Source organism: Streptomyces sp. NPDC002076 (assembly GCF_053593835.1).
Window position 1 is genome coordinate 20120 of record NZ_JBSFDI010000026.1, and the last position, 23975, is coordinate 44094.

23 protein-coding genes and 1 riboswitch are annotated in these 23975 nt (G+C 73.3%); of the genes, 9 read left to right on the forward strand and 14 right to left on the reverse strand.

Going from position 1 to position 23975, the window contains the following annotated elements; translation table 11 throughout:
• Positions 1-20 precede the first annotated feature (20 nt).
• From ACWCQS_RS37990 to ACWCQS_RS38000, 3 genes are read right to left on the reverse strand one after another with little or no spacing between them, the layout of a single operon-like run.
• A complete protein-coding gene (locus tag ACWCQS_RS37990; RefSeq protein WP_451008715.1) occupies positions 21-500 on the reverse strand; it encodes a hypothetical protein in 480 nt (159 codons plus the stop codon).
• Positions 497-1135: an RNA polymerase sigma factor gene (locus ACWCQS_RS37995; RefSeq protein ID WP_451008716.1), complete on the reverse strand. Its 639-nt coding sequence runs from the start codon at positions 1133-1135 to the stop codon at positions 497-499. Before ACWCQS_RS37995 ends, ACWCQS_RS37990 begins: the two co-directional genes overlap by 4 nt.
• The gene (locus ACWCQS_RS38000; RefSeq protein ID WP_451008717.1) at positions 1132-2556 is read right to left on the reverse strand and encodes a S8/S53 family peptidase; all 1425 of its coding nucleotides are present in this window, start codon (positions 2554-2556) and stop codon (positions 1132-1134) included. Before ACWCQS_RS38000 ends, ACWCQS_RS37995 begins: the two co-directional genes overlap by 4 nt.
• Positions 2557-2641: 85 nt before the next feature.
• On the opposite strand from ACWCQS_RS38000, the gene ACWCQS_RS38005 reads away from it, so the two are divergent.
• Positions 2642-5245, forward strand: coding sequence for a CHAT domain-containing protein (locus ACWCQS_RS38005; RefSeq protein WP_451008718.1), 2604 nt, complete (start codon positions 2642-2644; stop codon positions 5243-5245).
• 6 nt (positions 5246-5251) lie between these two features.
• Here ACWCQS_RS38005 and ACWCQS_RS38010 read toward each other — a convergent pair whose 3' ends face one another.
• A complete protein-coding gene (locus ACWCQS_RS38010; protein WP_451008719.1) occupies positions 5252-6961 on the reverse strand; it encodes a LuxR family transcriptional regulator AbsR2 in 1710 nt (569 codons plus the stop codon).
• A 94-nt stretch (positions 6962-7055) separates the two neighbouring features.
• Here ACWCQS_RS38010 and absR1 point away from each other — a divergent pair, with 94 nt between their 5' ends.
• Positions 7056-8138, forward strand: a complete 1083-nt coding sequence (absR1, locus tag ACWCQS_RS38015; protein WP_451008720.1) for a beta-glucuronidase AbsR1 — start codon at positions 7056-7058, stop codon at positions 8136-8138.
• A 113-nt stretch (positions 8139-8251) separates the two neighbouring features.
• Here absR1 and ACWCQS_RS38020 read toward each other — a convergent pair whose 3' ends face one another.
• The 10 genes from ACWCQS_RS38020 to ACWCQS_RS38065 all read right to left on the reverse strand — a co-directional run bounded on the left by ACWCQS_RS38020 (position 8252) and on the right by ACWCQS_RS38065 (position 16502).
• Entirely contained in the window at positions 8252-9634 is a 1383-nt protein-coding gene (locus ACWCQS_RS38020) for an NtaA/DmoA family FMN-dependent monooxygenase (RefSeq protein WP_451008721.1), read from the reverse strand.
• A 24-nt stretch (positions 9635-9658) separates the two neighbouring features.
• The gene (locus ACWCQS_RS38025; protein WP_451008722.1) at positions 9659-10894 is read right to left on the reverse strand and encodes an LLM class flavin-dependent oxidoreductase; all 1236 of its coding nucleotides are present in this window, start codon (positions 10892-10894) and stop codon (positions 9659-9661) included.
• 107 nt (positions 10895-11001) lie between these two features.
• Positions 11002-11184 carry a putative leader peptide gene (locus ACWCQS_RS38030; RefSeq protein ID WP_451008723.1) on the reverse strand — a complete coding sequence of 61 codons (183 nt, stop codon included), beginning with the start codon at positions 11182-11184 and terminating at the stop codon, positions 11002-11004.
• Positions 11181-11972 (reverse strand): GNAT family N-acetyltransferase, encoded by a 792-nt coding sequence (locus tag ACWCQS_RS38035; protein WP_451008724.1) that lies wholly within the window; start codon positions 11970-11972, stop codon positions 11181-11183. The genes ACWCQS_RS38030 and ACWCQS_RS38035 overlap by 4 nt, the downstream gene beginning before the upstream one ends.
• Before the next feature lie 44 nt (positions 11973-12016).
• Positions 12017-13042 carry an ABC transporter substrate-binding protein gene (locus ACWCQS_RS38040; RefSeq protein WP_451008725.1) on the reverse strand — a complete coding sequence of 342 codons (1026 nt, stop codon included), beginning with the start codon at positions 13040-13042 and terminating at the stop codon, positions 12017-12019.
• A 54-nt stretch (positions 13043-13096) separates the two neighbouring features.
• Positions 13097-13888, reverse strand: a complete 792-nt coding sequence (locus ACWCQS_RS38045; protein WP_451008726.1) for an amino acid ABC transporter ATP-binding protein — start codon at positions 13886-13888, stop codon at positions 13097-13099.
• On the reverse strand, positions 13885-14865 hold the full coding sequence (locus ACWCQS_RS38050; protein WP_451008727.1) for an amino acid ABC transporter permease: 981 nt from the start codon (positions 14863-14865) through the stop codon (positions 13885-13887). The genes ACWCQS_RS38045 and ACWCQS_RS38050 overlap by 4 nt, the downstream gene beginning before the upstream one ends.
• 186 nt (positions 14866-15051) lie before the next feature.
• Complete coding sequence (locus ACWCQS_RS38055; RefSeq protein ID WP_450986156.1) at positions 15052-15201, reverse strand: hypothetical protein; 150 nt, start codon at positions 15199-15201, stop codon at positions 15052-15054.
• 33 nt (positions 15202-15234) lie between these two features.
• Positions 15235-15346, reverse strand: a riboswitch (SAM riboswitch).
• 78 nt (positions 15347-15424) lie between these two features.
• Positions 15425-16315 (reverse strand): glutathione S-transferase C-terminal domain-containing protein, encoded by an 891-nt coding sequence (locus tag ACWCQS_RS38060; protein WP_451008728.1) that lies wholly within the window; start codon positions 16313-16315, stop codon positions 15425-15427.
• 64 nt (positions 16316-16379) lie between these two features.
• The gene (locus tag ACWCQS_RS38065) at positions 16380-16502 is read right to left on the reverse strand and encodes a putative leader peptide (RefSeq protein ID WP_388626761.1); all 123 of its coding nucleotides are present in this window, start codon (positions 16500-16502) and stop codon (positions 16380-16382) included.
• A gap of 153 nt (positions 16503-16655) precedes the next feature.
• On the opposite strand from ACWCQS_RS38065, the gene ACWCQS_RS38070 reads away from it, so the two are divergent.
• From ACWCQS_RS38070 to ACWCQS_RS38100, 7 genes are all read left to right on the forward strand, one after another.
• A complete protein-coding gene (locus tag ACWCQS_RS38070) occupies positions 16656-17825 on the forward strand; it encodes an NAD(P)/FAD-dependent oxidoreductase (RefSeq protein ID WP_451008729.1) in 1170 nt (389 codons plus the stop codon).
• On the forward strand, positions 17822-18124 hold the full coding sequence (locus ACWCQS_RS38075; protein ID WP_451008730.1) for a (2Fe-2S)-binding protein: 303 nt from the start codon (positions 17822-17824) through the stop codon (positions 18122-18124). The genes ACWCQS_RS38070 and ACWCQS_RS38075 overlap by 4 nt, the downstream gene beginning before the upstream one ends.
• Entirely contained in the window at positions 18117-19505 is a 1389-nt protein-coding gene (locus ACWCQS_RS38080; RefSeq protein ID WP_451008731.1) for an FAD/NAD(P)-dependent oxidoreductase, read from the forward strand. The genes ACWCQS_RS38075 and ACWCQS_RS38080 overlap by 8 nt, the downstream gene beginning before the upstream one ends.
• A 102-nt stretch (positions 19506-19607) precedes the next feature.
• Positions 19608-20504, forward strand: coding sequence for a dihydrodipicolinate synthase family protein (locus ACWCQS_RS38085; RefSeq protein ID WP_451008732.1), 897 nt, complete (start codon positions 19608-19610; stop codon positions 20502-20504).
• A gap of 21 nt (positions 20505-20525) precedes the next feature.
• A complete protein-coding gene (locus ACWCQS_RS38090) occupies positions 20526-21527 on the forward strand; it encodes a proline racemase family protein (RefSeq protein WP_451008733.1) in 1002 nt (333 codons plus the stop codon).
• Positions 21528-21551: 24 nt separating this feature from the next.
• A complete protein-coding gene (locus ACWCQS_RS38095; RefSeq protein WP_451008734.1) occupies positions 21552-22256 on the forward strand; it encodes a GntR family transcriptional regulator in 705 nt (234 codons plus the stop codon).
• 234 nt (positions 22257-22490) lie between these two features.
• Positions 22491-23942 (forward strand): amino acid permease, encoded by a 1452-nt coding sequence (locus ACWCQS_RS38100; RefSeq protein WP_451008735.1) that lies wholly within the window; start codon positions 22491-22493, stop codon positions 23940-23942.
• Positions 23943-23975: the final 33 nt, after the last annotated feature.

The following is a 23975-nucleotide window of genomic DNA, read 5'->3' on the forward strand; positions in this document are numbered from 1 at the left end:
TCGTGACGTCCTGAGCGGGGTCAGGCCCGCAGCCACTCCGTGACGATCACCTCCGCGCCGGTCCGCAGCCTGAGGGCGAAGGGGCCGGCCGGTGGCGTGTCGCTGGTGAAGCGGCCGAGCGTGTCGACCGCGACCGGGAGAGCGGTCTGCGGGCCGCCGAGCACCTCGATGCGCGCGGACTGCGGCGGCAGCACCTGGCCGATCAGCCCGTCCTCGGTGACCTCGACGTCGACGGTGACCTCGCCCGCGCTGAACGTCAGCATCCGCGGGGTGTCCGGCATACCCCGGACCGGCAGCGCGTCCACCAGCGAGTCGAAGGTCAGCTCGGCGATCCGCGCGTCCAGGTCGTGCAACGCGTAGGCGTCCAGGGCCACTTGGAGCAGAGTGTCCGGGACCGGGTCGAGGACGGCGGCCGCCTGGCGCAGCTCCTCCTCCAGCAGGGAGTCCGCCAACTCCTCGTCCGTCGTGCCCGGTTCCGGGAACCGATGGTCGTCGTTCACGCCGCACCCCGTGCGTCCATCCGGGCCCGCAGCCGGCGCAGACAGCGCTGGCGCAGCGGTCCGATGCTGCCGACCGCGATACCGAGCGCGGCCGAGATCTCACCGTAGCTGGGCGGCGGAGAGGCCACCAGCACGCGCAGCAGCTGCCGGCAGCGCTCCCCCATTCCGTCCAGCTCCTGCCACAGGCGGCGCACCCGCTCGGCCCGGTCCGCCTCGTCCTCCGAGTCGATCAGCGACTCCTCCGGGGTCCGCTCGTCGCTGGCCCGGTCCAGCACCCGTGGATCGTCCGTCAGGGTCAGCCGGGTCAGGCTCTTGAGCACTTTCAGGCACTCGTGGCGGGCCGTACTGGCCAGCCAGGAACCCGCCTTGTCGGGTTCGCGGATCCGGCCCAGATGCTGGGCGAAGCGGAACCACACGGTCTGGTAGACCTCGTGCCCGTCGGCGTCGGAGAGCCGGTGTGCGCGCACGACCGACCACACCAGCGGACTCATCCCTTCCACCAGCGCTTTCCAGGCCGCGGCGTCCCCGTCGACGGCGGACTGGACGAGCGCGCCGACCTCTGTTCGGTCCACGGCTCCACCCCTCGTGTACGGCACGTCATCGTACGCCGTGGAGCGGAGCGTTCCGGACCTCATGCGGGCACGGCGGGGGCCACGACCGGGACCGGGCGCCAGCCGGCCGGCCGGAGCGCCGGGACATGCGCCCCGCGCACCACGGCGGTGTCGGTGGTGGCCGCGAGCAGCCGGGCGAGCGCGGTGCGCGGGTCGCGCTCCCCCTGCGCCGCCATCAGCGCGGCGACGAGACCGGCGGCGACCGGGGTGGCGAAGGAGGTGCCGCTCCACTGCGCGAGGCCGTCGAACATCACCTGGTCCGGCTTGGCCCCGGTGCTCTCCCGGCCCTCGCTCAGCACGCCGGTGTGGCGCGGGAACTGACAGGTGCACGGGTAGTCGAAGCCGAACCGGCAGGCGTCGTAGGTGGAGTGCTGGTAGATGTACGGCACGGGGGTGCCAAAGCCGGTGAGGGCGCTGGTGAGGCGCTCGCCGGGGGCGTGGACCCGCACCCAGGGGCCGTGGTTGCTGAAGCAGGCCGCGCCGTCGCCGTCGGCGCGGAGGGCACCGACCGAGAGCACGCTGTCGGCGTACTCGGGCAGGGCGGCGTAGGCGGCGGGCCAGAACGGGGTGTCGCCGGCGTTGTTGCCGGCGGCGGCCACCAGCAGGGTGTGCTGCTCGCGCAGTTCGCGCATGAAGGCGTCCAGGCCGAGCAGTCCGTCGCCGCTCTCGGTCGTGGTGCCGGCGGACAGGCTGATGATGTCGGGCCAGCCGCCCTGGTCGACCGCTTCGAAGAGCCGGGCGCCGAACTCGGACTCCAGGATCGCTCCGGCGTCGTTCAGGGTGCCGCGGACGGTGATGTCGGTGCTGGGCGCGACGGCCGCGAGGATTCCGGCGATGAAGGTGCCGTGGCCGACGTACTGGCGCAGCACGCCGTCGGCGTCGGTCTCGGCCGCCTGGGCGTCGCCCGTGGTGTGGGCGAGCAGCGGATAGGAGCCGTGGTCGTGCACCAGGCCGGTGTCGATCACGAGGACCCCGACGGCGCTGTCCGCATCGTAACCGCCGTCGGCGGCGGCCGGGTTGGCCGGCTGGGTGCGCGCGACCGGCACCGGCTCGTCGCCGGGGCACGCGTTGACCGCGATGTGCACCACATGGTTACGGCTCACCAGCCGGCGCCCCTGGCGGTCCTCGGCCTCCCGCAGGGCGCGCAGCGCGTGCGGGACGGTGTCGTCGCCGGAACTCGGGGCGGCGACCCGGATGCGGGTGACGCCGGTGCGGTTGGTCTCCGGGCCGTCCCGCCGGACATGGTCGGGGACCAGACCCTCGGTCGCGGTGAAGTGGGCGCGCACGGCGTCCTCGACGACCCGGGCCTCCTCGCCGTCCCGGGCCAGCACGACGCCCTTCTCGTAGAGGAAGTGGGCGTCGTCGTCCGGCCCCATGGCAAGGGATGTGTCCGGCATGGAGCGCTGGATGTGCTCGAACTGCTCGTGGAACCGCTGTGGAGCCATGGCCTGTCCTCCCCCTGAAGACGGTGTTCGACAGTGAGAGTCGCGGGGCCACCGTCTGATACAGGTGGCCACTACCATGCGAGACGTGACGGCGGGAAGCGAGTCGGTTCTCGAACTGCTGCCCCTGGTGTTCGCCGACCCGGGCGAGGCCCGGGCACGCGCGGAACAGGTCCTGGGGGCCGGTCCGCCGCCGCTGCACGCCAGCGTCGCCCACCAGGTGCTCGGCATCTGGCAGCGGGACTTCGGGGATCTGCGGATCGCGCTCCGTCATCTGCGCCGGGCCCGGGACCTGGCCGCGCGCGCCGAGTCGGCCGACCGCGAGGCGGATGTGCTCGCCACGCTCGGGGTCGCACTGGTGCACGCGGGGCGCACGCGGCAGGGGCTCACCTCCTTCGAGCGCGGGGTCGCCCGGGGCAGCGGGCACACCCGGGCCCGGGTGCTGTACCGGCGGGCGTACGTGTGGTGGGTGCTGGGACATCACCGGGAGGCGCTGGAGGACGTACGGCGGGCGCTGCCCGTGCTGCGGCAGCTCGGCGACGACATCTGGACCGCGCGGGCGTTGACCCTGCGGGCCACCGTGCATCTGGCGCTCGGCGCGGTGGACCGGGCGGTCGCCGACTTCACGGCGGCCGAGCGACTGTGGGACACCACCGGCCAGGAGCACGACAAGGCCGACGCGGTGGAGAGCCGCGGGCTCGCCGCCTTCCGGTCCGGGGACATCCCGGCCGCGCTGCGGCTGCTGGACGAGGCGGAGGAGCGGTACGCGAAACTCGGCACGCCCACCTACATGCTGGCCCTGCGCCGCTGCGAGGTGCTGATGGCGGCCGGCCTCGCGCCGGAGGCGCTCGCCGAGGCGGACGCGACGATCGCGCTGCTGGACCGGATCGGCGGGCAGTCCACCCGCAAGGCCGAGCTGCTGCTGGCCGCCGCGCGGGCCGCCCGTTCGGCCGGGGACGCGCACACCGCCGTGGCCCGCGCCGCCGTCGCCGTACGGCTGTTCGCGGCGCAGCGCCGGATGTGGTGGGAGCAGCACGCCAGGCTGGTGCTGATCGAGGCGCGGGTGGCGGCCGGGCGCCGCTCGGGGCGGCTGGTGGCGGACGCGGCTGCGGTCGCCGAGAAGCTGGCCTCCTTCGGCTCCCCCGCCGCACCGGAGGCCTCCCTCCTCGCGGGCCGGATCGCGCTCGCACTGGGCTGGACCGCCGACGCCGAACGCCACTTGGCGGTGGCCGCGCGCAGCCGGTACGGCGGCCCGCCCCCGGCCCGGGTGACGGGCTGGGCGGCGCAGGCGCTCCAGGCGCGCGCGGCCGGGTCCCGGCGGGGCGTGCTGGAGGCCTGCCGGCGCGGCCTGGACGTGCTGGACGACCACCGGACGACCCTCGGCGCCTCCGAACTGCGGGCGCACGTCACCGCGCAGGGCGCCGAACTGGCGGCGCTCGCCCAGGAGGTGAGCCTCGCCCACGGCGGTCCCCGCCGGCTGCTGGAATGGAGCGAGCGCTGGCGGGCGACCGTGCTGTCCGCGCCGCCCACCCGGCCGCCCGCCGACCCGGCACTGCTGAGCGGCCTGACCGCCTACCGGGAGATCGCGGCCCGCGCCGAGGAGGCCCGGATGGAGGGCCGTCCGGTGCCCGCGCTGGAGCGCGAACAGCGGCGCCTGGAACGGGAGATCCGCTCCCGCACCCACCACATACGCGGCTCCGCGCCGCACGAGGGCGACCGCTTCGAGGTGGCCCGGCTGCTGGACCGGCTCGGCGAGGCACGCCTGGTCGAACTCGCCGTGGTCGGCGGGCGGGTGCACGTCCTGCTGTGCGGACAGGGCCGGGTGCGGCGGTTCACCGGCGGCCCGCTGGCCGAGGCGGTGGCCGAGGCCGAGTACGTCCAGGCCGGTCTGCGGCGCCTCGCCCACCCCGGCGCCGAGGCCCGGCTGCCGCTGGTGGAGGCGGCCGGCCTGCGGCTGCAGGAACTGCTGCTGGGCGGGGCCGTACCGCATCTTGGCCCGGGCCCGGTGGTGGTCGTGCCACCGGGGGCGCTGCACCGGGTGCCGTGGGCGCTGCTGCCCGCGCTGCGGGACCGGGTGCTCAGCGTGTCCCCGTCGGCGGGCAGCTGGCTGCGCGCCCGCGAGACCGAGCCGCCGCCGGGCGGCCGGCCTGTGCTGGTGCGCGGGCCCGGCCTCGCGACCGGCGGCGCGGAAGTACCGGAACTGGCCGCCCGCTACGGCACGGCGACCGTCCTGGAGGGCGACGACGCCCAGGTCCCGCGGATCCTGGAACACCTCGACGGCGCGGCACTGGCCCACCTCGCGGCCCACGGCACGTTCCGCGCCGACAGCCCGCTGTTCTCCGCCCTGCGCATGGCCGACGGCCCGCTGATCGTCCACGACTTCGAACGGCTCACCCGCAGCCCGTACCGGATCATTCTCTCCAGCTGCGACACCGCCCGCCTCGCCTCCGTCGGCGCCGACGAACTCCTCGGCCTCGTCACCGCGTTGCTGCCGCTCGGCACGGCCGGGGTGGTGGCGAGCAGCGCACCGGTCAACGACGCTGCCGTGGTCCCCCTGATGCTGGCCCTGCACAAGGGCCTGGGCGCGGGGCTCTCGTTGGCGGAGGCACTTCGGGACGCCCGCAGCGCGCTGCCAGGCGACGCGGTGCACCAGGCGACGGGATGGGCCTTCGCGGCCTTCGGGGCGGCGTGAACGTCCTCACGCCGAAGCACAGAGCAACGGCAGCGCTCCCCGATCAGCGGTGCCGAGCCGGCTGTAGGCGCTGTACAGATGATTCCCCACCGTCCGCACGGACAGGGTCAACCGCTCGGCGATCTCCCGGTTGCTCAGCCCCGCCGCCGCGAGCGCGACGATCTGCCGCTGGCGGGCGGTGAGTTCGCCGAGGACCAGCCCGGCCAAGGCGGGTGTCCGCGCGCCCTGGCAGCGGCGCGCGAGCGCCACCGCGCGGGTCCGGGACACCCGCGCGGCACGCGGATCGCGGTGCACCCGCACGGCCTGCGCCCGGGCCTCGGCCGCGAACAGCAGGAAGCCGTGCTCTTCCAGGGCCTCGGCGACCCGGTCCAGGCCGTCCCCGTCCCTTCGCGCCAGCGCGTCGGCGTGCCGCGCGAACACGCTCCCCGCAGGCAACCGCCCGGCCGCCCGTTCCGGGTCACCGAGGCGTACGGCGTCGTACCGGGCGTACACGTCGTCGTCCCCGCTCGGACCCGACTCCCCACCGGCCCGGCGAAGTTCCGCACGGCATCCGTCATCTCCCGGCGCCGCCCGCAGCCCCTCCCGCGCCCAGGCGGCGGCGTCCCGAACCTCCCCCCGCAGCCATGCGAACCGAGCGCGCACGGCGGCGTACCCGGCCGGGAGCACCGCACCCTCCGCCACCAGCCACTCCCCCACGGGGGTGGGCACCGAGCGGACGTCCAGCCGCTCGATCGCGCGCTCCAGGAGCCGCCGTTCGGCCTCAAGGGCCGGACCGTGGTCGCGCGGCGCGCCGGCCAGCCGACGGGCCCGCAGCCGGCCGGCCGTGACGCGCAGGGCCGCCCCGTGCAGGGGGTGGGCGAGGGTGACGGCGCCGTCCTGGTCGTCGACATCGATCAGACCGTCGGCCTCCAGCGGCTCCAGGACATCCGGTTCGAGGTCGTCCAGCGGCAGGGGCAGCGGCTCGGCGAAGGCCAGGCGCTCCAACGTGTCCCGTTCACCCGAGCCGGAGCGTTCGAGCACCGGGGCGAGCCGCTCCCGTACGGCCGCGGTGACCGGCAGCGGCCCCCGCCAGGCCCGCTCCTGCGTACCAGGTACGGGAATCAGCCGCCCCGTCCTGCCCAGCGCCGCGACCAGGTCGCGCAGCAGCCGCAGATCGCCCCGGCACATCCGGTGCAGGCGGCGGACGGTGAGCGGTTCCAGCTTGGCGGCGGCGAGCAGCTGGGCGACGTCCTCGCCGGGCAGCGGTTCGAGGGCCAGCCGGGGCAGCAGCTCGCCGGTCCACAGCCGGGAGACGGCGCCGGGCGCGGGCACGCCGTCCACCGCGGCCACGACGAGCCGGGTGCGGCCGTGCACGGCGAGCTGGTGGACGAGGGCGGCGGAGGCCTCGTCCAGCAGATGCGCGTCGTCGACGACGAGGAGCCGTACACCGGACAGGGTCCGCACCGCGCGGTGCAGCGAGACGGTGTCGGGCAGCAGGTGGGCGAACGCCGCGAAGGGCAGGCTCCGGGTCTCGGGCGTGCCGGTGACCAGGGCGTGCTCCGTGCCCCGGACCGCCTCCGTGATCAGCCGGGTCTTGCCGTGGCCGGCCGGTCCGGTCACCACGATGCCGTGCCCGCCGCCGGCCGACGAGGCGCGGACCAGTTCCAGTTCGTCCTCCCGCCCGGTGAACGGCCAGGGCAGCTGAAGCGTCTTGGCGTCCTGCTCGTAAGTCCTCACATCATGCAGAGCGCGGGTACTCAGGTTTGATACAGGGCGACTTGAGTAGCCCCCGACTCAGGCGCCCGGCCGCGGGGGCGGGCACGCTGGCCGCATGACCCGACGCCTCTGCTCGCTCCCACGGCAGCCGGCCCCGTGCTTCGCACCGGGGCTGACCGCCGAGCGGCAGTGCGCGCTGCTCGCCGGGCGGCGGATGTGGGTCAACGGCACGGTCCTGCACTACTACCTGTACGACGGCTCCGACGCCTCGGTGATCCCGGTCCCCGGGACCGGTGAGCTGCGCCGGGTGCCGTGGGCCGGCGGCGAGGAGCAGCGGGACATGGTCCGCGAAGCCTTCCGCGAGTGGCAGGGACTCGGCATCGGCGTGACGTTCGCCGAGGTCGGCGACCCGCGCGAGGCGGAGCTGCGGATCGGGTTCCAGGCCGGCGGCGGTTCCTGGTCGGCGGTGGGCCGGGAGGCGCTGTCGGTCGGCCGGAGCGAACGCACCATGAACCTGGGCTGGGACGTGACCGGGCCCGGGGAGCGCGGCACGGTGCTGCACGAGATCGGGCACGCGCTCGGCATGGTGCACGAGCACCAGAACCCGTACGCCGGGCTGCACTGGGACGACGAGGCCGTCTACGCCGAGCTGGCAGGCCCGCCGAACTTCTGGAGCCGCGAGACGGCGTACACGAACGTCCTGCGCGAGCTGGACGCGGGCGAGGCGAGCGGCTCGGTGTGGGATCCGCAGTCGGTGATGACGTTCCCGTTCGGGCCGGGGCTGGTGCTGGAGCCGGAGCAGTACCGCGGGGGGCTGTCTCCGTCCGGTGACCCGTCCCCGGCCGACAAGGAGTTCGTGCTGCGCTGGTACCCGCCCGCCGACCCGGCCGGTCCGGCCGAGCTGGTGCCGTTCCGGTCGGCGCCGCTCGGCCTCGGGCCGGGCGAGCAGGCCGACTTCACCGTCGAGCCGCCGGAGACCCGCGACTACGCCGTGGGCACCTTCGGCGACGCCGACACGATGCTCGTGGTCTTCGAGGAGCGCGACGGGGTGCCGCGCTTCCTCGCGGGCCACGACGACGGCGGCACGCCGGACAACGCCGCCGTCGGGGTCCGGCTCGTCAAGGGCCGCCGCTATGTCGTCCGCGTCCGCCTCTACTCCACCTGGGGTTCGGGGGAGACAGCGGTCATGTGCTGGTGACAGCACACGGGCGAACACCGACCACATGTCCGGCACCGGGGGAGCGGTCGCGGTCGTCACCTACGGGGGAGGTGACGACCGCGACCACGCTTTGCCGGTGATCGCGAGGAACCTCACGATGCGGCCCGTGGGCGCGAGGCGCCGGAGTCCGCGTCCGGGTGGGCGAGGCCGAGGTGGTCGCGCAGGGTCGTCCCCTCGTAGTCGGCGCGGAACACGCCCTGTTCCTGGAGCAGGGGTACGACCTTGTCGGCGAAGGGGTCGAGGCCGCCGGGGGTGATGTGCGGGACGAGGATGAAGCCGTCGGAGGCGTCCGCCTGCACGAAGTCGTTGATGGTCCGGGCGACGGTCGCCGGGGAACCGACGAAGGTCTGCCGGTTGCCGGTGTTGATGACCAGGTCACGGATGGACCACCTGTTGGCCTCGGCGAGCTGCCGCCACTCGCGGGCGATGGCGATCGGGTCCCGGTACATCCGCACCTGGGCGCGGCCCCGGGAGATGTGCTCCTCGCTCACCACCGGGTCGACGTCGGGCAGCGGCCCCTCCGGGTCGTACGCCGACAGGTCCCGGTTCCAGACGAACTCCAGGTGCTTGAGGGCGGTCGCACCGCTGACCTGCTGCCGGCGCACCTCGCGGGCGAATTCGGCGGCCTCCTGGTCGGTGTCGCCGAGGACGAAGGTGGCGGCGGGCAGGATGAGCAGGTGGTCGGGGCGGCGGCCGTACTTGGCGAGGCGGGACTTGACGTCCGTGTAGAAGGCCTGGCCCTCCTTCAGCGTCGAGTAGCGGCTGAAGATCGCGTCCGCGCCGGACGCCGCGAACTCGCGGCCCTCGTCGGAGTCGCCGGCCTGGAAGATCACCGGGCGGCCCTGCGGGGAACGCGGGACGTTGAACCGGCCGTGGATGTCGAAGTGCTGCCCCTGGTGGACGAAGGCGCCGGCCTTGGCGTCCCGCAGGAAGGTGCCGGTGGCCTGGTCGGCGACGATCTCGTCGCCACGCCAGGAGTCGAAGAGTTCGTGCGCGGTGGCGAGGAACTCCTTGGCGCGGGAGTAGCGCTCCTCCTGCGGCAGGAAGCCGCCGCGGCGGAAGTTCTCGCCGGTGAAGGCGTCCCAGGAGGTGACCACGTTCCACGCGGAACGGCCGCCGGAGAGGTGGTCGAGGCTGGCGAACTGGCGGGCCACCTCGTAGGGCTCGTTGAAGGTGGAGTTGATGGTGCCGGTCAGGCCGAGCCGGTCGGTGACGGCGGCCAGTGCAGCCAGCACGGTGAAGGTGTCGGGGCGGCCGACGACGTCCAGGTCGTAGATCTCGCCGCCCTGTTCGCGCAGCCGGAGTCCCTCGGCGAGGAACAGGAAGTCGAACTTGGCGCGTTCGGCGGTCCGCGCGAAGTGCGCGAAGGAGCTGAACTCGATGTGGCTCCCGGCGGCCGGGTCGCTCCACACGGTGGTGTTGTTGACGCCGGGGAAGTGGGCGGCCAGATGGATCTGCTTCAGCGGCTTACTCATGGTGCGGTCGTCCTCTCCGGCTGCTCAGGCGATGGCTGCTGCTGCGTAGCGGTTGGCGGGGCGGGCGAGGCCGAGCAGGCCGCGCAGGGTGTCGGCCTCGTAGGCCTCCCGGAAGCGGCCCCGGCGCTGCAGTTCGGGCACGAGGTCACGGCTGATGCGGGGCAGATCGTGTCCGGCGACGGCGGGCCGCAGCCGGAACCCGGTCAGACCGCTCGCGGCCAACTCCTCCAGCAGATCGGCGAGTTGGTCGGCTGCACCGGTGAAGATCCGGGCGTCTCCGGTGTACGGCTCCCCCGCGAGCGCGTCCAGCCGCTCCCGCCTGGCCTCGGCCTCGACCCGGCTGTCGTCGAGGAAGACGACGAGGTCGCCGAAGATGTGCAGGGTGTCCCCGGCACGGCCCGCCGCCCGCTGCTCGGCGCGGATCTCGGCGACGATCGCCCGGGCCTGCTCGGCGTCGTGCGGGGTGACATAGCCGACGTCGGCCTGGCGGGCGACGAGGCGGTACGGGACGGTCGAGTGGGCGAGGGCGGTGACCAGCGGCTGGCCCTGGGGCGGGCGGGGTGTGATCGAGGGGCCCTTGACACTGAAGTGACGGCCCTCGAAGTCGATGTAGTGCAGCTTGTCCCGGTCGATGAAGCGGCCCGTCGCCGCGTCCCGGATCTCGGCGTCGTCCTCCCAGCTGTCCCAGAGCCGGCGCACCACCTCCACATGGTCGGCGGCCTCGTCGAACAGCTCGGTGACGATGTCCTGTGCGGCCGGGCTCTCGTAGGCCTCGATCCGGCCGATGGTGCGGCGGCCGAAGTGGGCGGCCTCGTTCGGCCGGGCGCTGATCTGCACCCGCAGCCCCGCGCGGCCGGTGCTGACGTAGTCGAGGGTGGCGATCGCCTTGGAGATGTGGAACGGCTCGGTGTGCGTGGCCACCACGGTCGGGACCAGACCTATGTGCCGGGTGAGCGGGGCCACCCGGGAGGCGACGAGGACCGCGTCCAGCCGGCCGCGCACCTGGTCGGTGCGCTCGTCGGGGTCGAGGAAGTGCGCGGACTGCGGCCCGAGGCCGTCCTCGATGGTGACGAAGTCGAGGAGGCCGCGTTCGGCCTCGGCGATCAGATCGGCCCAGTAACCGGCGGTGAACAGGTCCCGGGGGCGGGCGACCGGCTCACGCCAGGAGGCGGGGTGCCAGCCGGTGCCGTCCAGGGCGACGGCAAGGTGCAGAGGGGAAGCAGGAGTTGAGGACACGTCGGTGCCTTCCTTGATGTCCATGGCGGATGTCCGTGGCGAGAACACCGGCTCGCGAGGGCGGGCGTCGGCGAGGGCGAGCGCGGCAGGGGCGGACCCGGGCCTTGGGGCTCGTCAGGCCGGGGAGAAGGTCAGTGGCGACAGAGCGCGGCGGACACGCGCTGGAGATCTATGTGCGGCCGGGATATCAGACGGACGGAGCGGTACGGACGCGGAGCGCGCAGCGCGAGTACACGTGTCACGCCCGTCACCTCCGTCCGTCGGGCGGGGCGGGCCGGTTGGGTGACCGCCTCGCGGATCTCGTCATGACTCACAACGCGCGGCCGAACGCGGTTGTTCCCACCCGGCCGTCCGCGATCGCTCCCGCGCTGCGAACCCGCTCGCGTGTCTCCTCGCTGCGGACCTGCACGATCCGCGAGCGGCGGCGCAGGGTGAACCCGATCGACTCGTACAGCCGGATCGCCGGCGTGTTGTCCGCGGCGGCGTGCAGGAACGGGCTGTCCCCGCGCTCCCGGATCCCCCACGCGACCGCCCGCACCAGCCGGGTGGCCAGCCCCCGGCCGCGGTGATCCGGGTCGGTGCACACGGCGCTGATCTCGGTCCAGCCGGGCAGCCGCAGCCGCTCCCCCGCCATCGCGATCAGCCGCCCCTCATGCCGTATGCCGAGATAGGTGCCCATCTCGACGGTCCGCCGCAGGAACGGGCCTGGCCGGGTCCGGGCGATGAGGCCGAGGATCTCGGGGACGTCGGCGGGCCCGAGCCGTACCGCGTCCGGGGCGGGTTCGGCGCGCAGCGCGGTGTCGACCAGCTGCACGCCCTCCCCGCCGACTTCGACCCGCCAGCCGTCGGGCACCCGGTCGACGGGCTTGACCCGTACAGCGGTTCCGGGGCCGACGAGGGCACGCAGGTCGTCCCAGGCGGCCGGGTCCGCCGGGTCGGCGAGCGCGGCGAAGGCGTAGACGCCGTCCCGGTAGCGGGCGGCACGGCCGAGGCGTTCGGCCAGGTGGGCGTGCGGACCGGACAGGGCGGCCCAGACTGCGTTGTCGAGCACATGGGTGCCGGACGGGGCTCCGCCTCCGCGGAGGTCGGTCTGCTGGGGCACGGAGGCGGAGTCCTCTCCACTCGACTCGAACGGGGCTGCGTGGGTCAGGAGTTGTCCAGCGGCAGCCCGGGCGGGTTCACCTCGGACTTGGCGACGGCCTCGTTGGAGAGGTTGTAGGCCTTGAGCCACTCGGCGTACTGGCCGTTCTTGATCAGGTAGTTGATGGCGTCGGCGAGCGGCTTGGCGAGACCGCTGTCCTTCTTGGCGGTCGCCGCGATCAGGCCCTGGAGGGTCTCGCCCGCGCCGGAGAACTTGCCCGCGTTGCGGGTGGCGTTGGGCGTGTTCGCGACCTGGGTGATGTGGTACGCGATTCCGGGATTGGGGCCGAAGTAGGCATCGATCTTGCCGCCGGCGAGGGCCAGGTAGGTGCTGTTGTGGTCCTGGTAGTACTTGATGTCGAGCTTCTTGCCCTCCTTGGCCAGCTTGGCCTTCCACTCCAGGAGGATCCGCTCCTGGTTGGTTCCGGAACCGACGGAGACGGTCTTGCCCGCGAGGTTCTCGTAGTTGCCGTCGAAATTCCAAGTGCTCTTCTTCGGCACCTCCCAGGCGAGGTTGTCCTGCCGGTAGGAGGCGAACTCGTACTTCTTCTTGCGCTCCTCGGTGTCGGTGACGTTGGAGAAGGCGACGTCGACCTTGCCGCTGTCGATGCCGACGAAGAGGTTCTCCCAGGTGAAGTTCTTCAGCTCCGGCTTGAGGCCGAGAACCGCGGCGACCAGGCGGCCGAGGTCGGGTTCGGAGCCGGTGAGGGTCCTCTGGTCGCTGCCCACGTAGGCCAGCGGCGGGAACCCGGCGGGCAGGGCGCCCTCGCCGATCACTAGCCTGCCGCTCTTGCGGACGGAGGCGGGCAGTTCGGCGCTGATGGACTTCACTTCGGACACCTTGATGGCGGTCTGCCTGGCGGCGCCGTTGGAGACCTGACCGACGACGACCTCACCGGACCTGGCGCTGTCGGTGGTGGTGGCCGCGTCGCTGTTGCCACCGCAGGCGGCGAGCCCGGTGGCGAGGGTGGCGGCTGCGGTCGCGGCGGTGATGCCGCGTGTCAGGCTGCGTCGGGAGAGGTGGCTGCGCATGGCTGTCCTTGTCGTTCGGAAACTACGGGGGGAGCTACGGGGGTCACGGGGAGGTCAGAGGACCTTGGCGAGGAAGTCGCGGGTCCGTTCGTGGCGGGGCCGGTCCAGCACCTCTTCCGGCGGGCCTTGTTCGACGATCCGGCCGCCGTCGATGAAGACGATCCGGTCGGCCACCTCGCGGGCGAAGCCGATCTCGTGGGTGACGATGACCAGGGTGGTGCCGCTGGTGGCCAGGTCCTTGATGACCGAGAGCACCTCGCCGACCGTTTCGGGATCGAGCGCGGAGGTCGGCTCGTCGAAGAGGATGATGCCGGGGCGCAGCGCGAGGGCGCGGGCGATGGCGACGCGCTGCTGCTGTCCGCCGGAGAGTTGGCGCGGATAGGCGCCGGTACGGTCGCGGAGGCCGACCCGGGTGAGCAGTTCCCGGGCGAGTTCGCGGGCCTCGGACCGCGCGAGCCGGCCGGTGGCGACGGGCGCGGCGGCGACGTTGTCGAGGACGGTCAGATGCGGGAAGAGGTTGAAGTTCTGGAAGACGAAGCCGATCCGGCCGCGCTGGGCCAGGATGGCGCGCTCGCTGAGCTCCTTGAGCCGGCCGCCGTTGCCGCGTTTGACGCCGATCAGCTCGCCGCCGACGCTGACGTGGCCGACCTCGGGTTTCTCCAGGTGGTTGATGACCCGCAGCAGCGTGGACTTGCCGGAGCCGGAGGGCCCGATGACGACGGTGACCTCGCCGGGCCGCACGGTCAGATCGATGCCGTCCAGGACGCGATGGGTGCCGTACCACTTGTGGACGTCGTGGACCTCCAGCGCGGCCGGGGTGGTCTCCAGGGTGGCGGTGGCGGTCATACGGCGGCCTCCCTGCGCAGCCGGGCCCGGAACTCGGCGGCGCCCGCGCGCGCCTTCTGCAGCGGGGTCGGCGGCAGGGTGCGGGTGGCGCCCCGCGCGAAGTACCGCTCGACGTAGTACTGCACGACGGACACGGCGCTGGTGAGGATGAGGTACCAGACGGTGGCGACCAGCAGCAGCGGCACGATGTCGCCGGGGTAGGTGCTGCCCATGGTCTGCACGGAGCCGAAGAGGTCGAGCAGCGAGACGTAGAACACCAGCGAGGTGCTCTTGATCAGGCCGATGAGCTGGTTGACGTAGTTCGGCGTGATGGACCTGAGGGCCTGCGGGAAGACGATCCGGGTGAACTGGTAGCCCCTGGGCAGGCCGAGCGCGGCCGCAGCCTCGTGCTGGCCCTGGTCGACGGAGAGGATTCCGCCACGGACGACCTCCGCCGCGTAGGCCGCCTCGTTGAGGCTGAGTCCGACCACGGCGACCGTCATGTCGGTGGCGAGCCTGGACTCGTCGAAGGTGACGAAGGCGGGGCCGAAGGGGATGCCGAGGCTCACCGTCTTGTACAGGGCCGAGAAGTTGTAGAGGAAGATCAGGACGACGATCAGCGGCACCGAACGCAGCAGCCAGGTGTAGGTCCAGCTCACGGCGCGCAGCACGGGGCTGCCGGACTGCCGGCCGAGGGCCAGCAGGATCCCGCCGAGGAGGCCGAAGACGGCGCTGAGCGCGGCGACTTCGAGGGTGACGAGGAGTCCGTCCAGGACGGTGGGGCGCAGGAACCAGTAGCGGAAGCGGTCCCACTGGTAGAACGGGTTCGTGGCCAGTCCGTGCAGGAACTGTGCGACGAGCACGAGGACGACGGCCCCGGCGATCCAGCGGCCGGGCCGACGCAATGGTTGAACTCGCTGTGGCTTCAGAGACTTTGACGGTATGTCGGCTGGTGGCGTCTCGGCGAGGGAGACGGTGGCGCCTGGGGGTTCACTCATGGCGGGCTCCGGCGGAGTCGGACACCCCGGTCGCGGCGCGCGGGCGCGGGCGCCGCGACGGCACTACGGCACGAGGCGGCGCACGGCGGCGGACGGGAACCGTGGGCAGGGCGGGCGACGGCACACCGGCGCAGCGGTGTGCGTCAGGAACACGGCGGCTGGAGAAGGTGGGGCTGGAAAGGGTCGTCAGCCCCGGCAGCGGGCAGAGCCCGGTGCGGTACACAGTGCGCTGTTGACGCGGAGCAGATCGACGGCGCGGTCGGCGACGAGGAGCCCGGCGTACGACCGTACGCAGCCCTGGGCGCGGCTCGCGGCCGTCCTGGGAGCTGCGTACATGGCGTCACCTGTCACTGTTCCGGCCCCGCGGGGCCCTCGCGCTTACCGAAAACGTCATTCCGGTCCGGTCGTCACCTGGGGCACCCCACCGCGATGCGAGGGTTGCCGGTCAGCGAGCCAGGGCTTGGCGCTGACGCTCATGACCGTTCTGAGCCGTAAGTAAGGCAGTTGTCCGTTCGAATGTCAACGGTCGTCCGCAGAGTGGACGCCTCCCGACCGTTTCTCACCTGCGGGAAGTGTCTTCGGCGTCCGCGGCGTGGGCCGCCCAGTCCAGGATCTGGACAGCGGCCCCGGCGGCCTCCAGGCCCCGGCAACGGCCGTGGTGGCGGCGGGAGATGCCGTCGAGGTCGAGATGGCGGCCGAAGGCGGGATGGGCGGCCAGGCGCCGGGCGTAGGCCCACAGGGCGCGGTGGCCGGCGATGCGCTGGACGGCGGAGGCGTCGAGGTGACAACGGTGGACGGTGTCCAACTGCACCAGGCTGACCCACAGTTCGACGTCGGCGGCGGTGAGAAGGTCGTCGACCAGGTGCTCCTCTCCGGCCAGTCGGTTCTCCAGCCGGCCCAGGGTGTCCAGGAGCACGTCCAGGGCGGCGGCCCGCCCGGCGGGGTCGGTGCCGGCCTGCCCGGCGCGCTGCGCGGCCTGCTCGATCCCCTCGGCGCACATCCGCTCGACGGCCTCGATCACCGACTCCAGGCCGCTCGGGTACAGGGCGGCGCGGCCCTCGTGCGGGAAGCGGTCGAGGTCGCGCAGGATGTCCCGGGCCTGGGTGCTGACGATGCGTCCGGACCAGTCGTCGCTGAGCACGGGCGCGAGGGCCGGGCCGGTGTAGCGGTGGGCGCTCGCCTCGTACAGCGGGCGCAGCGCGGAGTGGCCGCCGCCGGGACAGTCCGGTACGGCGGGCAGGACCGTGACCGGACAACTGCCGTCCAGACCGAGGAGGCTGTGTCCGACGGCCAGGCGCAGCCCATCGGGGCAGGCGGTCGACAGATGGAGCCGGTAGCGGTGCGGCACGGCGTAGTGGCCGCCGCTGCGTGCGTCCCGGCCGATCCGGCCCCGGAAGACGGAGGCGGCGCGGTGGGCGGACGGGAGGGTGGCGAGCGGAGTGATGGACATGCGTCTCCCCGGTGGTGGGCGTGCGGATATGCGGCGTCGGCCGATGGGCGCGCAGCGCCTCGGCTCAGCGGTGGGCGCTGATCGCGCTGCAGACACGCAGCAGGTCGATGTGCCGGCGGGAGGTGAGCAGGGGCGCGCGCAACGGCGTACGGCCCGCGAGGCCGGTGACCGTTCCGAGGCGCGTCATCATTCCCTACCTGTTCACTAGGATTCCCACCCTGGAGTGTCGATCCGGCATCAGGCGACGTCAAGGGGGCGTCCACGCCTGGGACATGTGCGCGACCGGCCGAGAGTGTGCGAGGTCTCCCCAGAACCAGCGCCATGTGACATAGTACTGCCCGTGACAAAGGGACTGACCTGCGATGTCGTGGTGGTCGGAGCCGGCATGGTCGGCGCGGCCTGCGCCCTGTACGCCGCACGGGCCGGGCTCGATGTGCGGGTGGTGGACCGGGGCCCGGTGGCCGGCGGCACCACCGGCGCGGGCGAGGGCAACCTGCTCGTCTCCGACAAGGAACCGGGCCCCGAGCTCGATCTCGCCCTGTTGTCGGCCCGATTGTGGACACGGCTGGGCGACGAGCTGGGAGCGGCGGTCGAGTACGAGCCCAAGGGCGGCCTCGTGGTCGCCTCCACCGCCGAGACCCTCGCCGCGCTGCACGCGTTCGCAGACGGCCAGCGGACGGCGGGAGTCACGGCCGACCCGGTGAGCGCAGACGAACTGCCCTCTCTCGAAGCCCACTTGGCCCCCGGCCTGGCAGGCGGGGTGCACTATCCGCAGGACGCCCAGGTCATGCCCGCCCTCGCCGCCGCCCATCTGCTCCGCGCCTCCGGCGCCCTCCTGCACACGGGGTGGACCGTGACCGGGGTGCTGCGCACGGCCGCCGGCACGGTGGCCGGCGTCCGCACCGACCAGGGCGAGCTGCACGCACCGGCGGTGGTGAACGCGGCCGGCACCTGGGGCGGCGGCCTCGCGGCGCTCGCCGGCGTCCGGCTGCCGGTGCTCCCCCGGCGCGGCTTCGTCCTGGTCACCGAGCCTCTGCCGCGGATGGTGCGGCACAAGGTGTACGCCGCGGACTATGTGGCCGACGTCGCGAGCGACTCGGCCGCCCTGCGCACCTCGCCGGTGGTGGAGGGCACGGCCGCCGGTCCGGTGCTGATCGGCGCGAGCCGGGAGCGGGTCGGCTTCGACCGCTCGCTGTCGCTTCCGGCGGTACGGGCGCTCGCGGCCGGGGCGATCGGGCTGTTCCCGTTCCTGGAGCGGGTGCACGCGCTGCGGACGTACGCGGGCTTCCGGCCGTATCTGCCCGACCACCTCCCGGCGATCGGCCCCGACCCCCGCGCGCCGGGGCTGTTCCACGCCTGCGGACACGAGGGCGCCGGCATCGGACTGGCCGCCGGCACCGGGCAGTTGATCGCGCAGGCACTCACCGGGAAGACACCGGAGCTGGATCTCACGCCGTTCCGGCCGGAGCGGTTCGAGGGATACGACACCGACGGAGGCGACACGCCGTGAATCCCCTGGAGTTGGCCCGGGCCCGCCCCGGCGAGGCCTTCACCGTCACCTTCGACGGGCGGCCCCTCGCGGCCCTGCCCGGGCAGACGGTCGCGGCTGCGCTGTGGGCGGCGGGGGTGACCGCCTGGCGCAGCACCCGCGGGGCCGGCCGGCCGCGCGGGGTGTTCTGCGGGATCGGGGTGTGCTTCGACTGCCTGGTGACCGTCAACGGACGCGTGAACCAACGGGCCTGCCTGCTGCCGGTGCGGCCGGGAGATGTGATCCGCACCCAGGAGGGAACGGGACGGGACGATGACTGAGCGAGCGCGCCTCGCCGTCCTCGGGGCGGGCCCGGCGGGGCTCGCCGGGGCACTGGCGGCGGCGGCCCGGGGCGTGCGGGTCACCCTCGTCGACGCGGCCGAGCAGGCGGGCGGCCAGTTCTACCGGCAGCCCGCCCAGGCCCTCGGTGCTCGCCGCCCCGAGGCCCTGCACCATCAGTGGAAGACCTGGGAGCGACTGCGGGACGGCATCGACCGGCACATCGCCGCCGGACACATCACGCATCTGACGGGCCACCATGTCTGGTGTGTGGCACGGGAGTCGGACACCTTGGCGGTGCACGCCCTGCGCGGCCCCGACCAGGAGGAGGGGGTCGCCGTCCGCGCCGACGCCGTCCTGCTCGCCACCGGCGGGTACGAGCGCGTGCTGCCCTTCCCCGGCTGGGCGCTTCCCGGTGTCGTCACGGCGGGCGGCGCACAGGCCATGCTCAAGGGCGGCCTGGTGCTGCCCGGCCGCAGGGTCGTGGTCGCCGGCACCGGACCGCTGCTGCTGCCGGTGGCCACGGGGCTCGCCGCGGCCGGGGCGCGGGTGGCCGCGCTGGTCGAGTCCGCCGACCCCGGGGCCGTGCTGCGCCGTACACCGGCCCTGGCGGCTGAGCCCGGCAAGCTCGCCGAAGCCGCGTGGTACGCGGGGCAGTTGCTGCGGCACAGGGTGCGCATGCTGGCCCGGCACACCGTGCTGGAGGCACATGGCACCGACCGGCTGGAGGCGGTCACCGTCGCGGCGCTGGACAGGGAGGGGCGGCTCAGGGCCGGCAGCGCTCGCCGCATCCCCTGTGACACCCTCGCCGTCGGACACGGCATGCTGCCGCACACCGACCTCGCCGAGACCCTCGGCTGCACCCTGACCGGCACGGACGTACGGGTGGACGACGAGCAGCGCACCGATGTGCCCGGGGTCTGGGCCGCCGGCGAGACCACCGGGATCGGCGGCGCGGCCCTCGCGCTCGCCGAGGGACACATCGCAGGCCGCTCGATCGCCGCCCGCCTGCGCGGCACCGCCCCCGACCCGCGCTCCTGGGCGGCGGCTGCCCGGGCCAGGACCCGTCAGCGGGCGTTCTTCGCGGCCTTGGAGACGGTGTACGCGCCGCCGCCGGGCTGGGCGGACCGGATCACGGACGACACGGTGGTGTGCCGGTGCGAGGAGGTCACCGCCGGTCAGGTGCGTACGGCAGCCGGCGGGCTCGGCGCGGGTGATCTGCGCACCGCGAAGCTGCTCACCCGGGCCGGGATGGGCTGGTGCCAGGGCCGGATGTGCGCGCCCGCTGTGGCCGGCCTGACCGGATGCCCGCTCACTCCGGGCCGCCGCCCCTTCGCCCGGCCGGTACCGCTCGGCGTCCTGGCCGCGCTGCCGGAGGACTGAACAACCCGGCCCGAATCACCCGAACAGAGCCCGGACCAAGACCTGTCCACAGGTCACGGCACTCAGTAATATGTCACACCTCATTGGATGGGGGATCCCCGCATGACCCAGTCACCGAACCGCCCCTGGCGCGGCGTGCTCGTCGCCACCGCCCTGCCGCTGCGCGACGACCTCTCGATCGACTACGACCGCTATGCCGAGCACTGCGCCTGGCTGGTGGCGGGCGGCTGTGACGGTGTCGTACCGAACGGCTCGCTCGGCGAGTACCAGGTGCTCACCCCCGAGGAGCGCGCCCGGGTGGTGGAGACGGCCGTGGCGGCGATCGGCGGCGAGCGGGTGATGCCGGGCGTCGCCGCGTACGGCTCGGCCGAGGCCCGGCGCTGGGCCGAGCAGGCGGGCGAGGCGGGCTGTGCGTCGGTGATGCTGCTGCCGCCCAACGCCTACCGCGCGGACGAGCGTTCCGTCCTCGCCCACTACGCCGAGGTCGCCCGCGCGGGCCTGCCGGTGGTGGCGTACAACAACCCGATCGACACCAAGGTCGACCTGGTGCCCGAGCTCCTCGCCCGGCTGCACGGCGAGGGCCACATCCACGGCGTCAAGGAGTTCTCCGGAGACGTCCGCCGCGCCTATCGCATCGCCGAACTCGCCCCGGAACTGGACCTGTTGATCGGCGCCGACGACGTCCTGCTGGAGCTGGCCGTGGCGGGCGCCAAGGGCTGGGTGGCCGGCTACCCGAACGCACTCCCCCGGGCCTCGGCGGAGCTGTACCGTGCCGCGACGGCCGGGGACCTGACCACCGCCCTCCCCCTGTACCGGCAGCTGCACCCGCTGCTGCGCTGGGACTCACGGGTGGAGTTCGTGCAGGCGATCAAACTCTCCATGGACGTCGTCGGCCGGTACGGCGGCCCGGTGCGCCCGCCGCGCGTGCCGCTGCTTCCCGAGCAGGAGGCGGCGGTCCGGGCGGCCACCGAGAAGGCCGTCGCAGCGGGCCTCGCATAAGCCGGGAAAGGGAGGCGGACCATGCGCAGCAAACTCGTCCTGCACGCCGTCGACTCGCACACCGAGGGCATGCCGACCCGGGTGATCACCGGCGGGATCGGCACCGTACCGGGTGCGACGATGAACGAGCGGCGGCTCTACTTCCGGGAACACCGCGACCACATCAAGCGGTTGCTGATGAACGAGCCGCGGGGCCACTCCGCGATGAGCGGCGCGATCCTGCAGCCGCCGACCCGTCCCGACTGCGACTGGGGCGTCATCTACATCGAGGTCTCCGGCTATCTGCCGATGTGCGGGCACGGCACCATCGGGGTGGCGACGGTGCTGGTCGAGACCGGCATGGTGGAGGTGGTGGAGCCGGTGACCACCATCCGGCTCGACACCCCGGCGGGGCTGGTGGTCGCCGAGGTGGCGGTGGAGAACGGGGCCGCGCGGAACGTGACCCTGAAGAACGTGCCGTCGTTCGCCGTGGCCCTGGACCGCAAGATCACCCTGCCCGATGGGCGTACGGTCACCTACGACCTCGCGTACGGCGGCAACTTCTACGCCATCCTCCCGCTCGACGCCTTCGGGCTGCCCTTCGACCGCGCCCGCAAGGACGACATCCTGGCGGCCGGTCTGACGCTGATGGACGCCATCAACTCCGAGGCCGAACCGGTGCATCCGGAGGATCCCTCCATCCGCGGCTGCCACCACGTCCACCTCTACGCGCCCGGCGCGACGGCACGCCACTCCCGCCACGCGATGGCCATCCACCCCGGCTGGTTCGACCGCTCCCCCTGCGGCACGGGCACGAGCGCGCGCATGGCGCAGTTGCACGCACGGGGCGAACTGCCGCTGCACACCGAGTTCGTGAACGAGTCGTTCATCGGCACCCGGTTCACCGGACGGCTGCTGGGCACGACGGAGGTCGCGGGCCGCCCGGCCGTCCTGCCCAGTTTCACCGGCCGCGCCTGGATCACCGGCACCGCGCAGTACCTCCTGGACCCCACCGACCCCTTCCCGGAGGGCTTCGTCCTCTAGCCCGTCCTCTAGACTCACCCGGTGATGCGTGACATGGCACCCGACACGCGCGGCACGCAGATGCCCGCGCTCCCCCGGCTGGGCGGCCGGCGCAGCAGCTACCGCGAGCGGGTCGCCGACGCGCTGCGCGCCGCGCTGATCGCCGGTGAGCTGCGGCCGGGCGAGGTCTACTCCGCGCCCTCGCTCGCCGCCCGCTTCGGCGTCTCGGCGACGCCGGTGCGGGAGGCGATGCTGGACCTCGCCAAGGAGGGCCTGGTCGACACCGTGCCCAACAAGGGCTTCCGGGTCACCGTCGTCTCCGAGAAGCAGTTGGACGAGTACACGCACGTCCGCGCCCTGATCGAGATCCCGACCGTGGTCGAACTGGCCCGCTCCGCCGACCGCGTCTCGCTGGAGGCGCTGCGTCCGGCGGCCCGCGAGATCGTCACGGCGGCGGTGGCGGGCGATCTGATCGCCTATGTCGAGGCCGACACCCGCTTCCACCTCGGCCTGCTCGCCCTCGCGGGCAACGCCCATCTGGTCGAGGTGGTCGCCGACCTGCGCAAACGCTCCCGCCTGTACGGTCTGACGGCACTGGTGGAGGCCGGCCGGCTGCTCGCCTCGGCCGAGGAGCACCTGGAACTCCTCGACGCCCTGCTGGAACGGGACGAGAAGGCCGTACACGCGATCATGACCCGGCATCTGGGGCATGTGCGCAGTCTGTGGGCCGAGGGCACGGACCGCGGTTAGCCGAGGCCGCCGGTCCGAGCGCGGGGGCGCGCGGGCCGTCGGGAGAGGGAGCGCGCGTCCACCCCTGGGCGCCGAACATCTCGCGGTGCAAGCGCCGTGCCAGTGCACTTTTTCCACCGTCAGGGGGGCCGGACGGCACAAGAAGCGGCGATTTTGCGGTGGGCAAGGGCATACCGGACCATTGCAGCGTCCCGGCGATCCTGGGACATCTGTTCGATGAGAGGCGCACCACCCATGCACGTCACCGGAACCGCCCCGCAGCCGGCTCCGGCCCCTTCCGAGGACCACACGGCCGTCGTCGGAAACCTTGGCGACACCACCGGCGTCACCGACGCCCACGGCACCACCAGCAAGCACGCCCGCCGCTTCGGCCTTCCGGTCGCGACCGCGCTGGTCATGGGCAACATCATCGGCGGCGGGATCTTCCTGCTCCCCGCCTCCATCGCCCCGTACGGCTGGGTCAGCCTGATCGCCTTCGGTGTGCTGACCGTGGGGGCCATCGCGCTCGCGCTGGTCTTCGGCCGGCTCGCCGCGCGCGACCCCCGTACCGGCGGCCCCTATGTCTACGCCCGCGAGGCCTTCGGCGACTTCGCCGGATTCCTCGCCGCCTGGGCGTACTGGATCACCACCTGGGTGTCGAACGCGGCGCTCGCCGTCGCCGCCGTCGGCTACCTGGACGTGCTGATCCCGGTGAACGACCACAAGTGGACCGCGTGCCTGGCCGCCCTGGCCCTGCAGTGGCTGCCCGCTCTCGCCAACTTCGCCGGCACCCGGTACGTGGGCGCGGTCCAGCTGGTGTCGACGGTGCTGAAGTTCGTACCGCTGCTGCTCGTCGCGGTCGGCGGCCTGTTCTTCTTCGACCCGTCCCGGCTCGGGCCGTTCAACGCGAGCGGGCACAGCGCCATCGGAGCCGTCTCCGCCTCCGCCGCCCTGCTGCTCTTCTCCTACCTCGGGGTGGAGTCCGCCGCCGTGAGCGCCGGTGAGGTCAGGGACGCCCGCCGCAACGTGGGGCGCGCCACCGTGATCGGCACCGCGGGCGCCGCGCTGGTCTATCTGCTGGGCACGCTGTCCGTCTTCGGCACGGTCGCGCACAACCGGCTGGTGGCCTCCACGGCCCCCTTCTCCGACGCCGTGAACACGATGTTCGGCGGCAGCTGGGGCGGTACGGCGGTGGCGCTCGCGGCACTGGTGTCGATGACCGGCTGCCTCAACGGCTGGACGCTGCTGAGCGCGCAGACCCCGTATGCCGCGGCCCAGGACGGCCTGTTCCCGGCCGCCTTCGCGCGCCGCCGCCGGGGCGTGCCGACGGTGGGCGTCGGCGTCACGGTCGTCCTGTCCTCGCTGCTCACGGCGTACAACTACCTGTCGGGCTCGGCGAAGGTCTTCGACGTCCTGGTCCTCGTCACCACGTTCACCGCGACCGTGCCGTACCTGCTGGCGACGGCGGCGCAGCTCTTCCACCTGGTCTCCGGCAGGTCGGTGGACCGGCCGCGGCTGGTACGGGACTCGGTGATCACCGCGATCGCGGCCGCCTTCTCCGTCTGGCTGATGGCGGGCGCCGGTTATGCGGCGGTCTACCAGGGCGTGCTGTTCCTGTTCGTCGGCATCCTGGTCTACGCGGTGATGGCGGCGCGGCGGCAGCGCAGGCCGGTGGAACCGGCCGAGGCCGCATCCCGCGCCCGGTGAACAAGCCGGTCGTCGGGAGGACGGGTCCGCCGC